This window comes from Phaeodactylibacter sp. (genome assembly GCF_040219495.1).
Classification (GTDB): Bacteria; Bacteroidota; Bacteroidia; order Chitinophagales; family Saprospiraceae; genus Phaeodactylibacter.
This window is the reverse complement of the sequence record NZ_JAVJSK010000079.1, coordinates 156232-169275: the sequence shown is the minus strand read 5'-3', so window position 1 is coordinate 169275 and position 13044 is coordinate 156232. Positions and strand designations below refer to the sequence as shown.

General features: G+C 52.6%; 11 protein-coding genes. 4 read left to right on the top strand and 7 right to left on the bottom strand.

What is annotated here, in order from left to right; all coding sequences use genetic code 11:
- Positions 1–17: 17 nt before the first annotated feature.
- Complete coding sequence (locus tag RIC19_RS12035; protein WP_350178567.1) at positions 18–1514, top strand: oligosaccharide flippase family protein; 1497 nt, start codon at positions 18–20, stop codon at positions 1512–1514.
- On the opposite strand, the gene RIC19_RS12030 is transcribed toward RIC19_RS12035, so the two are convergent.
- Positions 1500–2246, bottom strand: a complete 747-nt coding sequence (locus tag RIC19_RS12030; RefSeq protein WP_350178566.1) for an SGNH/GDSL hydrolase family protein — start codon at positions 2244–2246, stop codon at positions 1500–1502. The two genes, RIC19_RS12035 and RIC19_RS12030, sit on opposite strands and share 15 nt — an antisense overlap.
- 487 nt (positions 2247–2733) lie before the next feature.
- Here RIC19_RS12030 and lon point away from each other — a divergent pair, with 487 nt between their 5' ends.
- The 3 genes from lon to RIC19_RS12015 are packed head-to-tail and all read left to right on the top strand — an operon-like array spanning position 2734 to position 6341.
- Complete coding sequence (gene lon, locus RIC19_RS12025) at positions 2734–5169, top strand: endopeptidase La (protein ID WP_350178565.1); 2436 nt, start codon at positions 2734–2736, stop codon at positions 5167–5169.
- A gap of 15 nt (positions 5170–5184) precedes the next feature.
- Entirely contained in the window at positions 5185–5931 is a 747-nt protein-coding gene (pgeF, locus tag RIC19_RS12020) for a peptidoglycan editing factor PgeF (protein WP_350178564.1), read from the top strand.
- Between the two features lie 47 nt (positions 5932–5978).
- Entirely contained in the window at positions 5979–6341 is a 363-nt protein-coding gene (locus RIC19_RS12015) for an EVE domain-containing protein (RefSeq protein WP_350178646.1), read from the top strand.
- A gap of 2 nt (positions 6342–6343) precedes the next feature.
- Here the strand turns inward: RIC19_RS12015 and ilvA are convergent, their stop codons facing one another.
- The 6 genes from ilvA to RIC19_RS11985 form a co-directional block, all read right to left on the bottom strand.
- Positions 6344–7612, bottom strand: coding sequence for a threonine ammonia-lyase (gene ilvA / locus RIC19_RS12010; RefSeq protein ID WP_350178563.1), 1269 nt, complete (start codon positions 7610–7612; stop codon positions 6344–6346).
- A gap of 88 nt (positions 7613–7700) precedes the next feature.
- Positions 7701–8060 carry a four helix bundle protein gene (locus RIC19_RS12005; RefSeq protein WP_345894636.1) on the bottom strand — a complete coding sequence of 120 codons (360 nt, stop codon included), beginning with the start codon at positions 8058–8060 and terminating at the stop codon, positions 7701–7703.
- A gap of 242 nt (positions 8061–8302) precedes the next feature.
- On the bottom strand, positions 8303–9364 hold the full coding sequence (gene ilvC, locus RIC19_RS12000; RefSeq protein WP_350178562.1) for a ketol-acid reductoisomerase: 1062 nt from the start codon (positions 9362–9364) through the stop codon (positions 8303–8305).
- A gap of 360 nt (positions 9365–9724) precedes the next feature.
- On the bottom strand, positions 9725–11089 hold the full coding sequence (locus tag RIC19_RS11995; RefSeq protein ID WP_350178561.1) for a TrpB-like pyridoxal phosphate-dependent enzyme: 1365 nt from the start codon (positions 11087–11089) through the stop codon (positions 9725–9727).
- Between the two features lie 110 nt (positions 11090–11199).
- The gene (locus RIC19_RS11990; RefSeq protein ID WP_350178560.1) at positions 11200–11847 is read right to left on the bottom strand and encodes a class I SAM-dependent methyltransferase; all 648 of its coding nucleotides are present in this window, start codon (positions 11845–11847) and stop codon (positions 11200–11202) included.
- Between the two features lie 26 nt (positions 11848–11873).
- Positions 11874–13031, bottom strand: coding sequence for a BtaA family protein (locus RIC19_RS11985; RefSeq protein WP_350178559.1), 1158 nt, complete (start codon positions 13029–13031; stop codon positions 11874–11876).
- Positions 13032–13044 lie beyond the last annotated feature (13 nt).

The window sequence follows — 13044 nt, the reverse complement described above, 5'->3', positions numbered from 1 at the left end:
TTCATTAGTTTTGCTGCATGGGAAGCATTAAGCGTCAGGGAATTGGCTCCGGCCTGTTTATGTACATCGGCTTGCTCATTGGTTTTGCCAATAACATCCTCTACCCGCGTATGGTGGGCGAAGAAGTGCTGGGCTTTACCAACTGGCTGATGGAACTGGCCATGCTGTTTACGCTGCTCGCGAGTTTCGGGAGCAATGCCACCATTATCCGCTTTTTCCCATATTTCAAAAATAAAAACGAGCAGCACAGCGGCTACCTGTCTTTCCTCTTTCTGCTTCGCACCCTGGGGCTGTTGGTCACCGGCTTGGTGCTTTTTCTTGCCAAAGACTTTCTGCTACAGATTTATACTACCGACGAAGGACAAACTTTTGTAGATGACTACTACAACCTGCTCTTCGTAGCCCTTGCGATGGTAGCTTACCTGGAGTTGCTCGAAAATTACCTGGCAGCTTTGCTCCGGCCAAGAGTGCCGACCTTTTTCCGCGACGTCTTCGCCAGAGTGCTGGCACTGGGGTTTATACTGGCGTATGGCTTCGGGTATATCAGCTTGTCTGCCTTTATCGTCCTTTATGTTTGCCGGTTTGTGGCCAGTATAGCAGGCATGCTGGGCTTTACCTGGTACATTGGCGAACTGCACCTGCGCAGCGGATGGCCGGTATTCCGGAAGCCTGTTTTTAAAGAGATCGCTAGTTATAGCTTTTACTCGGTTTTTGCAAGCCTGGGCAGCAAAATCACCACCAAGATAGACATCCTCATGATCCCTGCCCTGCTCAATTATTCCGCCGCGGGTATATACACCGTCTACATGTTCTTTGCGCAGGTCATCATCATACCGCATCAGGGACTGGCGAAAATTGCTTCTCCACTGCTGGCAGATGCCTGGAAGCGGGAGGATTTTGACGAGATTCAGGATTTATACAGCCGCCTGGCACTGAGCAATCTGGCGGTGGGGGTGCTCATCTACGTGGGCATCATCATCAATCTGGAACATATCGCAACGATCTTGGGCGAGGGCTTTGAAACGGGAAAAATGGTGGCTGTCTTTCTGGGGCTGGGCCAGCTGGCACACGCAGCGAATGGCTATAACGGATTGTTGCTCAATTATTCCCCCCTGTTTCGGTACGACCTTCTGTTCAAAGGCGCTACCGCTATCCTGACTATCATAACGAACTATCTTTTCATCAATTGGCTGGGCATCACCGGAGCGGCTTTGGCTACCGCACTGACGATCGTGCTGATTAATGTCTTTATTCAGTCTTTCATCTACCGGCATTATCAGATGCACCCTTTCTCCTGGCGGATGCTGGGGCTGGCAGGGGTCGGCCTGGCCTGTCTGGGGGTAGACTATCTTATTCCGGTTTGGGAATGGCATTTCCTCGCAGACCTTGTCCTGCGCTCGGGCATTGCCACCCTGCTTTACTGCACAGCAATTATTGGACTTCGACTCACGCCGGATATTTCAGACTTCTTTTGGGAATACGCCGGCAAAGTACGCGCGCTATTGAAGCGATAATGCTCTTTCCACATCCCGGAGCATCAGATTCACCCAGCCTGTATACATTTTGGCAGAAGGGTGCAGGTCGTCTTCTGCCAGTAAATCGGGATCCTGCAAGCCCTCACGGGACATCGGGGTGACGTTAATAAAGGGTATTCCGTAGAGCTGAGCTTGCTGTTCCAGATAACCATTATACTTGTCAATTTCGGAGGAAATCTGTGCAGGCTCACCAAAGTTCTGCCCAAAGGGCGTATAAGCATAATCAGGTACCGAAACCAGCACTAAACGGCTCGTATCGCCGGCCGCTGCCTCGATTGCAAAGTGCAACAAGTCCTCCAGGTCGCGCTCAAAAGTCACAAAGGGCAGGCGCTGATACTGATTATTGACGCCAATGAGCAGGGTAACAAGGTCGTAGGGCCGGTTAAGTGCTTCGGCCTGCTCTGCGGCATCCAGCAAATCTGATGAGGTCCATCCGCTTTTGGCGATGATGTCCGGGCTCTTGATGAAAACGGAGTCCTGATGCACTGCATTCAGACGGGCCGTAAGCTGTACCGGGAACCGCCCCTGTGGCTCCACGGATGCTCCAATCGTATAACTATCGCCCAAAGCCAGGTAGTATAAAGTGTCTGTACCAGATGTGCTTTCACCCCCCGAGTGCTGCTTGCCTTCAGGAGTCAAACCAGTATCGGAGCTACATGCGCCCAATAAAACCATGGCTGCCATCAGTACCCCAATATATATTCTATCCATTCAATTCAGTCTTTTTTGTCTTTATCATCAGTTTCGTGCTTTAAGGACACCCCATTCACTAAATGTACGCATGAGAATTTAGAAGGTTATGTTTTCCAGCTTACATATTCCCTGTTTTTTGATTTCCCTAGTGCCTCGGGTTTTAAGTCTCTGATACCTAAGTTAAAGTTATTTTGTAGCTAATTGAGACGGAGGTTTCCGCGCATAGCAGCGCTATGTAATCCCGGATTTATCCGGGATCCAACGACAATTAGCTGCAAAAGAACGAAACGTGGGGTGTCAAGGATTTAGGACCCGAGGCACTAGTCCCTTGTCGCATCAGGATATCATTTAAACAAAAAAACAAGCCACTTTGTCAGCAGATACTGCACACGCCTGCCACTTCGTCCGTTTGCATTAATATGGCACGCCCATTGAATGCATTTATCAGGTCGCCTACACATTAGTGAAGGTTAGCTAATCATTTGACCTAAACCAATTCCACCCAATGAGCAACGATATCATTACAGACGAAGAAATCATAGAAGAAGTACAATCAGAAAGTGCAGACCAGCAACTACAGCGGGTAGAGAATGTACTCCCGCAAAACCTGACCATCCTGCCGCTTCAGCAGCGCCCCATTTTCCCGGGGCTGGCCATGCCCCTGACTTTCAAGGGCAAAGAAATGGTAGATGCGATCAAAAAGGCGGTAGAAGAACAAGATGGTTACCTCGGCTTAGTAATGGCTCAAGACTACAGCACGGAGGATTATACCGAATCTGAATTCTACGAACATGGCACCCTCTTCCAGGTCCTCAGAGTCAATGAAGCGGCTCCCGGCGTTGCCCAGATTCTGGGTCGGGGCGTTTCCCGTTTCCGCAAAAGGCGAGTGGTGCTCGTGAAGCCCGCTCTGCGTTGGGAGGTGCAATACCACAACGAGCCTGAAGAAAAACCCGATCAGGACCTCAAGGCCTACATGATGGCGATCAGCGGGGAGATCAAAGCCCTGCTCCAGCTCAACCCCCTGTTTCAGGAACAGGTCAACATGGTGGTCTCCCAGCTCAACTATGATGCGCCGGGCCTGACCATGGACGTCATCAGCAACCTCTTGTCTTCCGATGCCGAAGTCCTGCAGGATTTGCTTGAAATCTACGACCTCCACGAGCGCGCTCAAACCCTGCTCAAGCTCATCAAAGAAGAACTGGAAATTGCCAAAATCCAGAAACGCATCAATCAGCAGATTGAGGAAAAGGTCAACAAACAGCAGAAGGAATTCTTCCTGCGCGAGCAACTGAAAGCCATCAAAAAGGAGCTCGGTATGGAAAAGGAGGAAGGCGAATCGGAAATCGAAAAGCTGGAAAAGCTCTTTGAAGACAAGGACCTGCCAGAGGAGGTGCAAAAGACCGTAGAGGACGAACTCAATAAACTCCGGACCCTCAACATTCAGTCCCCGGAATTTAACGTCACACGAACTTACCTGGAAACCATCGGCAGCCTGCCCTGGGGCATTCATTCAGAAGATAATTCAGATATCAAAGCTGCACGCGCGATACTGAACGACGAGCACTACGGGCTGGAAGAAGTCAAGGACCGCATCCTGGAGTTCCTCAGCACTGTCATAAAGCGGGGCGCAGTAAGCGGCTCTATCGTTTGCCTCGTTGGCCCTCCGGGTGTGGGCAAGACCTCTATTGGCAAGTCCGTTGCGCACGCCCTGAACCGGGAATTTTTCCGTTTCTCCGTAGGAGGTATGCGGGATGAGGCGGAAATCAAGGGGCACCGTCGGACCTACATCGGGGCGATGCCGGGCAAGCTCATTCAGGCGCTGAAGCGGGCGGGCACCTCCAATCCGGTTATTATGCTGGATGAGATCGACAAAATCGGCAGCAGCTTCCGGGGAGACCCGGCTTCAGCTTTGTTGGAAGTCCTGGACCCCGAGCAGAACAACAGCTTCATGGACCACTACCTGGACCTGCCTTATGACCTGTCCAACGTCCTCTTCATCACCACCGCCAATCAGCTGGATACCATTCCCGGGCCATTGCTCGACCGTATGGAGGTTATCCGCCTGGCGGGGTACATTTCTGATGAGAAGGTGCAAATTGCCCGGCGCTACCTGTTGCCCAAGCAACTGAAGGAACATGGCTTTGAAGAAGATGAAATTGACATAACCGAGGAGGCGCTTCGGGTCATCGTAGAAAAGTATGCCCGGGAAGCCGGCGTACGCAACCTGGAAAAACAAATCCGCAAAATCATCCGAAAAGCGACTCTGAAACTGGCAGAAGAAGAGACCATCGACTTCACGGTAGATAAGGACGATATCGAGGAATTTCTCGGCAAGCCCATCTTCAAATCAGAGCGGCTTTACAACAAGTCCATCCCCGGCGTAGCGCTTGGGCTGGCCTATACCTCTCTGGGCGGTGCCACGCTATACATCGAAGCGAACGGCATACCTGGGCAGAGCGGCAGCTTTAAACAAACCGGTCAGTTAGGGGATGTGATGAAGGAATCCGCCGCCATAGCTCACACCTACGTCCGTTCCCGCCTGGCAGCCTTTGAAGCAGAGGAGGTTAAAAACTACTACGATAAGCATCAGGTGCACCTGCACGTGCCCGCTGGCGCAACCCCGAAGGATGGCCCTTCCGCAGGTATTACCATGGCACTGTCCCTCTTTTCACTGGCCACTGGCAAAGCGATCCGCGACGATATCGCCATGACAGGCGAACTGACCCTTACCGGAAAGGTCCTGCCGATCGGTGGCGTGAAGGAAAAGACCATTGCTGCCCGCCGGGTGGGCATTACCAGTCTGATCCTGCCGGAAGACAACCGCCGGGACTTTGAGGAGTTGCAAGACCACATCAAAGAGGGTATTAATATCCACTACGCTGATTACTTTGATGATGTGCTGGCAGCAGCCTATCCGGACGATGACTTCTGGAAAGTTTAGATTAACTTGGCAGGTATGATGCATCAGCCCCAAATCTTTGCCCTTCACCCCGTAGTGGCTGCCGAAAGTCAGCGCAGTGGCGGTGTGAGCCCGGCGCCTTACCACAGCCTCAATCTGGGCATCAACACCGAAGATGCTCCGGAGCACATCGGGCAAAACCGGCAGCGGTTCTTTAAGGCGCTGGGCTGGCCGGATGGCGCATTCTGCTACAGTTATCAGGTGCACGGCAAGGAGGTTTTGGTGGCCACTGCACCGGGCGGCCATCATGGTTATGACGCCATCATCACCAAAGAGCCAGGTCTGCTTATTGGGGTGACGATTGCCGATTGCACTCCGGTGCTGGTCTTCGATCCTAAAGAACGGGCAGTCGCCGCTATTCACGCCGGTTGGCAGGGTACAGCCGCACAGATTGTCACCCATACGCTGAACCGGATGGAGGAGGCCTTTGGGACCCATCCAGAAGACTGCCTGGCCTACATCGGCACCTGCATCACCCAACCCCACTACGAGGTTGATGAGCGGGTCGCAGGCCGTCTGCCCAAAGCCCATCTGAAGCCTGGCGTTAAGCCCGGCAAATGGTTGGCTGACCTCAAGGGCGCCAATCAGGCCCAGCTGCTAGATGCGGGCATTCCTGAAGCCCATATTGAAGTGTCGCCCTACTGCACCTGGGCAGACAATGACCATTATTTTTCACACCGCCGCAATGAGGGTACTACCGGGCGCATGATGGCCGTCATTGGTATCCAAAACAAACCGTTATGAATTACTAGCTCGTCAAATCAGAACCGGATGAATATGGCTTTCCTGACCTGCAGGCTGAAGGTACCGGGCGCTGGGATGGCGTACGCAATTATGCCGCCCGCAATCACCTGCGCAGCATGCGGGTGAGCGATCTTGTCCTGTTTTACCACAGCCGCAAAGGGCTTGAGGTAGCGGGCATCTGCAAAGTGGTACGCGAAGCCTATCCTGACCCTACAGCTGAAAAAGGCGATTGGAGTGCGGTAGACATGGCCGCCGTCAAGCCATTTTCCAAGCCCGTCCCCTTGAAGGCCATCAAAGCCAATCCGAAGCTGCAGGAAATGCCGCTTGTGCGTATTGGGAGGTTGTCGGTTATGCCGGTTGCGGAGGCAGAGTTTCACGAGATTCTAAAAATGGGGGAAACTGAAATTTGACCTTATACCAATAAATCAAACAGCATCTTACTGTCATTCAATGTTTGGTAATCAATTTTGGAGGCTTGCATACGCTCCAGCAAGCGGTTGTAGTCTTCCCACTGCTGCAACTGAATCCCTACAAGGGCAGGTCCGGAATCCCGGTTGTGCTTTTTGGTGTACTCGAAGTGGGTGATGTCGTCGTTGGGGCCGAGGACGTTGTTGAGAAAATCGCGTAAAGCACCTGCCCGCTGCGGAAAGCGGATGATAAAGTAGTGCTTTAACCCTTCGTAGAGCAGAGAGCGTTCCTTGATTTCCTCGGTGCGGGTAATATCGTTGTTGCTTCCGCTCAGGATGCAGACGACGTTCTTGCCTTTGATCTGCTCTTTGTAAAAATCCAGTGCCGCTACAGTCAGTGCGCCAGCCGGCTCGACTACTATGCCCTCTTCGTTGTACAGCTGTAAAATGGTACTACAAACTTTACCTTCCGGCACCAGCACCATATCGTCCACCACCTGCTGGGCGATTTTAAAGGTCAGGTCCCCTACCCTGCGCACGGCGGCGCCATCCACAAAGCTGTCGATATGTTCCAGGGTAACCGGCTCACCAGCTTTAAGCGATTCGTACATGGCCGGGGCGCCTGCCGGTTCCACACCGATGATTTTGGTATTCGGGCTCAGTTGATGGAAGTAACTTCCTAATCCGGAAACCAGCCCACCACCACCAATAGCACAGAAGACATAGTCCAGGCTCTCATTACAATCTTCAAGAATCTCCAATCCCACTGTCCCCTGCCCCTCGATGGTGCGCAGGTCATCGAACGGGTGGATAAACTCTTTGCCATGCTCTTCCGCATCTTTGACCGCCTCATGGTAAGCATCATCAAAAGTATCCCCTGTCAACACCACTTCCACCCATTCTTTGCCAAAGAGCTTGACCTTTTTGATCTTCTGCCGGGGCGTCACGCTGGGCATGTAGACTTTACCCTTCACCTTCATTTTCTGGCAGGCGAAGGCAAAACCCTGGGCATGATTCCCGGCACTGGCGCAGACTACGCCGTTCTCCAGTTTATCCTTGGGTACCGTAGCCATTTTGTTGTAGGCACCCCGGATTTTGTAGGAACGTACCACCTGCATATCCTCCCGCTTGAAGTACAAACGGCAGTCGTAATGCTCTGACATGTGGTAGTTGAAGGTCAGAGGTGTAGGCTCTGCCACTCCGCGCAGGCGCATCTTCGCTTTGTAAATCGCCTCTACAGAGGGCAAAACGTTCGTAGTCGTGGATGTTGACATGGGATTACTTTTTCCGGTAGTTCGCTGTACATCAATAGTCTATAAAAAATCAGATAGCCTGGTCAGCCATCAACAAGGCAGCCGGCCTTCACTTAAACTTGCCCGGGTTGTCCATCATATACCCCAGCAAAGAGCCCACCTCAACGGAGTTTTCCAACCACGTATCATGCTGCCCCACAGGAATATAACCGAACCGGTAGGCAAATTGCGTCCAAACCTGCACCTCCGCATTCTCCGCATCCGAATCAGACAACTTGCTGATAAAATGCTTGGGATAACGCCGCTTCCTGTAGCCCTCAGCAATATTCGCACACACCGAACGCGATGCCCGCCGGATCTGATCCGTCAACGAGTACCGCTCCTCTTTAGGAAAGGACTTAGAAACTTCAAAGATATCAACCGCCAGCTCAAATGCCTTCTTGTAAGCCAGCAGCTCCGTATACCTCAAATTAAATCTCTTCTCCATCCTATCCCATTTTAAGACAAGTTAAACAAATCCCCCCACTGCCAGACTGCCCACTGCCGACTGCCAGACTGCCCCACTGCAAGACTGCCCCACTGCAATACTGCCCAGACTACCCCACTGCAAGACTGCCCCACTGTAAGACTGCCCCACTGCAAGACTACCGACTGCAAGACTGCCGACTGCCGACTACCCCACTGCCGACTAAAAAACTGCCCACTGCAAGACTACCCCACCTTCTCCTCCTGATTCTCCGGACGCAACCCACGCACCGTACGCCCTGCCTGCCACATCTCGCTATCGTGCAATTCTTTCAGTTCCGCCTCCAGCTTCTCCCGGTAATCCGATTGACTATTGGAATCAATGGACCGCTGTGCCTCTTCGCCTTTGGCTACACTATCATACAGCTCATCGAAAACCGGCGAAACTGCATCCCGGAACTTCTTCCACCAGTCCAACGCACCACGCTGTGCCGTAGTAGAGCAATTAGCATACATCCAGTCCATACCGTTCTCGGCTACGAGCGGCATCAGGCTTTGGGTCAGCTCCTCGACGGTTTCATTAAAGGCTTCGGACGGGCTGTGGCCATGACGGCGCAGACAGTCGTACTGTGCAGCAAAGAGCCCCTGAATAGCGCCCATCAGCGAGCCGCGCTCACCCGTGAGGTCACTGAAAACCTCCTGCTTGAAAGTCGTCTCAAATAGGTAGCCCGAACCTACGCCAATACCCAAAGCAACTACCCGGTCCTTAGCACGCCCAGTCGCATCCTGGAATACCGCGAAACTGGAATTCAAACCTTTCCCGGCTACAAACAAACGCCGCAAGCTCGTTCCGGAACCCTTCGGCGCCACCAGGATGACGTCTACATCCTCTGGCGGAATGATGCCGGTGCGCTCCTTGTAGGTAATGCCAAAGCCATGAGAAAAATACAAGGCTTTGCCTTTGGTCAAAAGCGGTTTAATCTTAGGCCATACGGAGATCTGTGCCGCATCGCTCAGCAGGTACTGAATAACGGTACCACGCTCCACTGCTTCCTCAATGGGAAATAGCGTTACACCTGGCTCCCAGCCATCATCTACAGCTTTGTCCCAGGTCTTGGAATTCTGGCGCTGCCCGACGATCACATTGAAACCATTGTCTTTCAGGTTGAGGGCTTGCCCCGGCCCCTGAACACCATAACCGATGACCGCAATCGTCTCGTCTTTCATCACTTCCCGGGCCTTTTCCAGGGGGAATTCTTCACGGGTGACCACGTTTTCCTCTACGCCACCAAAATTTAATTTTGCCATGTTATTTTGTTGTTTGATTTAGCTTGTTTCATCCCGCTGCACTATACAGGGGAAACGAAATAACGGAATTTCAGCCCCCGCCATAGCCGCAGCCGCCGCTTTTTAGCGGGCATTTTACAGTAGTAAAGATCGCGCTTCCGGACGTCATAGGTTCTAGGCAACAAATACACCTTTTGCATCCAAAAACCTGACTACCAATAACTTAAGCTACAAAGCTTCTAAACTGCCTCCCCACACTTCCACCCATGTTTCCAGAGTCGACCCTAGGGGCGTATTACGAAATCCAAGCAAGACAAAGCGGCACTGATAATCCCAAAAGGATCACCAATGCCGCTGATTTCATTAACGCTCCTAAATAGATTAGTCAATCGTAGGCGTATCCAGCTCTGCCAAAGCCGCCTGTATTTCCTCCTCGGTGATTTCGTGCCTGACCAGGTTGCCGCTCAGGTAATTTTCGTAGGCAGCCAGGTCAAAGTTGCCGTGCCCGCAAAGATGGATCAGGATGGTCTCGCTCTTGCCTTCCTCCTTACAGCGCCTGGCTTCCTGAATGGCCGTGGCGATAGCGTGGTTGGTCTCAGGCGCAGGAATGATGCCTTCTGTTTTGGCGAAAAGCACGCCTGCTTCGAAGCACTCCAACTGATCGTGTGCGCGGGCTTCAATAAGTTGATCCCTTAGCAGCTGACTCACCACAACGCCTGCACCATGGTAGCGCAGCCCTCCGGCATGAATCGGTGCCGGGACGAAATTATGCCCAAGGGTATACATCGGCAGCAGCGGGGTCATTCCGACCATATCGCCGAAGTCATAACGGAACACACCGCGGGTGAGCTTGGGACAGGAGGAGGGCTCACTGGCAATGCACCGGATATTTTGGCCCTCTTCCAGATTCAGCCGCAGGAAAGGGAAGCTGATGCCGGCAAAGTTGGAACCTCCACCAAAGGGCGCCACCACAATATCCGGCTGATCTCCGGCTTTCTCCATCTGCTTGACGGCTTCCAGCCCAATGACCGTTTGGTGCATGAGGACGTGATTGAGCACACTGCCTAAGGCGTATTTAGTATGCTCATCAGAAGCTGCACGCTCTACAGCTTCTGAAATGGCAATGCCAAGGCTACCCGGCGAATTGGGGTCTTTGGCCAGTACCTGACGCCCCGCTTCGGTAAGGTCAGTGGGCGAAGGGTGGACTTTGGCACCCCAGGTGTTCATCATCATCTTTCGGTAGGGCTCCTGCTCGTAGCTTATCTTCACCATGTACACCTCACATTCGATACCGAAGTGCTGACAGGCAAAACTCAGGGCACTGCCCCACTGACCGGCGCCGGTTTCGGTCGTGATGCGCTTTACGCCTTCCTGCTTGTTGTAGTATGCCTGCGCAACCGCTGTATTGGGCTTGTGAGAACCGGAAGGGCTCACACCTTCGTACTTGTAGTAAATTTTGGCAGGAGTGTCCAGCGCTTTCTCCAACCCTGTGGCCCGAAACATTGGCGTGGGGCGCCAGATTTTATAGACCTCGCGGACTTCCTCCGGTATTTCCACCCACTTTTCCTGAGTCACTTCCTGTTGGATCAGGCCCATTGGGAAAAGGGGCGCCAGGGCATCCGGGCCGATGGGCTCCTTTGTGCCGGGGTGCAGCGGAGGCAGAGGCTTGTTGGGCATATCGTGCACAATATTGTACCATGCTTCCGGAATCTCATTTTCCGACAGTAAGATTTTTCGTGTGTTCATGCTAATTTGAATTTGGTTGCAGTAATGCCCACCAAATTAGCATATTCGCCAACTTTTCCTGCCCCCACACCAAACAAAAATCGGCAATTTTACAAAAACAAGATACAACCTTACACCTTCCTGCCCAAATGCACGAAGTAATCCCACACCCCACCGTAGGCTGGCTTCACACTATGGGAAAGGGTTGTGAATTCCTGCTCCAAAAGCGGCAGCAGGTGCCTATCCATGCGAACATGATTATTGCCCATATGGGTTTTGAACCACCCAAACCGGGAATCAAAAAAGTCGGCTACCGCTATAACGCCCCCTGGCTTCAGATCAGCCTTAGCCTGCCGGATCAGCTCCTCCCACTGCGGATTAATCATGGTCAGTGAATAGGAAAAAAGGACAGCATCGAATTGCCCCAGGTATTGAGTGTCACCCAGTACATAGGGGCGCTCCTCCAGTTGGACCCGCTGCGCAAACGGCTTGGTCGCTTTTGTGGCTTTCTCAATCATGTGAGCAGATACGTCCAGCCCGGTCAGGTGAGCTTTGGAAAAACGGCGGGCCAGCAGCCGAAGGTTGTAGCCGGTGCCGCAGCCCACTTCCAGGATACGGTGCGCTTTTCCGGGATCAAGGGGCAATTGGCGGATGACTGCCCGACGCCCAAACAGGAAGGTCCAGCGGGTGAGGTCGTAGATTTTGGATTGCAGCACGTAATAGCGCTGCATAGTCTCGTTCTGTTCTGAAACGGAGACCGTGATATGCTTGGATGCCATATTTGATTTTTTGATTAAGGAGGTGGCTACTGTACCTCGGCCAGATAAACACTAGCGTAAGTGCCCACCCGGTCAAGTTGGTGGGTTTTAGCTGTCAACTCCTGCTCGAAAGTAACGGCTTCCCGTACAAAATCAGGAAAGAAGTCCACTTCATGAGCCGCTGAGCGCAGCAGTATTTTGGTGCCAGGCCGGCTATTCTTCAGAATCAATCGCCACTCTTCTTCCAGTGCAGGCCGGTCATTGGCCGCCAGCCAGTCTTGGTGATCAAGGAGTACGTAGTGAGAATAGGCACCAGGATTGTCCTTCAGGAACTGACTGATTGTAGTGGTATTTGTTTGCACCCGGTCTATTCGGTCACGAAGGGGCTCAAAGTGCTCCGGCAACAGGTAGTTAGGTGCGCAGGTTTCTGTGTAGGTGCCGTACATGTACAACCGGTAGAAGTAGTTGTCCTGCAAAGGCAACTCCGTGAAGACTTTCCGCAGGCACTCCTGAATAAAGCCTAAAGCGCCCCGCTCGTATTTTTTCACAAAAAGCTCCTGCTGCGACCGGGGCACCCCTACCAGGCACATGGTGAGGTGGCGGTTGACCATCCATTCTACCATATTATTCAGGACACGCTCTTCCACTTGCAGGTAGATTTCCTTTTGCTCTTCCAGCGCAGCAGCATGGAACATTTGATCGATCTGACGGAAGAGTTTCTTGCGCCCCTTTAGGTAATTGCTGGCCAGCCAGGCGAAAGTGCCCGAAGAGCCAAAATGATAAAAGGATTTCCGCAAGCCTTTAGGTGAAAAGTAATTGAGGTGCTCATCCCAGTATTCCTGTGCATAGGCAGGCAGTGCAGAACGGAGCTGCTGTTGATAGAGCTCCGGGAAAGCCTCGTGACTGCCCCGGCCAAACACTTGAAACAACGTTTCCGGGCCGCTGTGGCTGAAAAAGGCACGTTTGAGCTCCAGCAGGGCGTTCTGACGGGGGTTCATGTCAATGCAGTGCACCGCTTTGGGCGCATCCAGCAGGTAATCCAGCGCATTGCAGCCGGCGCTTGTGATCATCACAATTTCGCTGTCCGCATCAATAGCCATGAGTTCGCGGTCGCAGCGAGGGTCTTCCCAGCAGGTATTGTAAACGAGGTTGCTCTTGTGCACGCGGTGGAATACCCAATCCCGCAGGTGGTTGATCTTCGTCACTTTTTTATGGTAA

Excerpts from the sequence above, each read along its gene's own strand:
- ilvC (WP_350178562.1), bottom strand. The coding sequence starts at position 9,364 with ATGGCAAAATTAAATTTTGGTGGCGTAGAGGAAAACGTGGTCACCCGT.
- RIC19_RS11990 (WP_350178560.1), bottom strand. The coding sequence starts at position 11,847 with ATGGCATCCAAGCATATCACGGTCTCCGTTTCAGAACAGAACGAGACT.
- lon (WP_350178565.1), top strand. The coding sequence starts at position 2,734 with ATGAGCAACGATATCATTACAGACGAAGAAATCATAGAAGAAGTACAA.
- pgeF (WP_350178564.1), top strand. The coding sequence starts at position 5,185 with ATGATGCATCAGCCCCAAATCTTTGCCCTTCACCCCGTAGTGGCTGCC.
- RIC19_RS12035 (WP_350178567.1), top strand. The coding sequence starts at position 18 with ATGGGAAGCATTAAGCGTCAGGGAATTGGCTCCGGCCTGTTTATGTAC.
- RIC19_RS12030 (WP_350178566.1), bottom strand. The coding sequence starts at position 2,246 with ATGGATAGAATATATATTGGGGTACTGATGGCAGCCATGGTTTTATTG.
- ilvA (WP_350178563.1), bottom strand. The coding sequence starts at position 7,612 with ATGTCAACATCCACGACTACGAACGTTTTGCCCTCTGTAGAGGCGATT.
- RIC19_RS11995 (WP_350178561.1), bottom strand. The coding sequence starts at position 11,089 with ATGAACACACGAAAAATCTTACTGTCGGAAAATGAGATTCCGGAAGCA.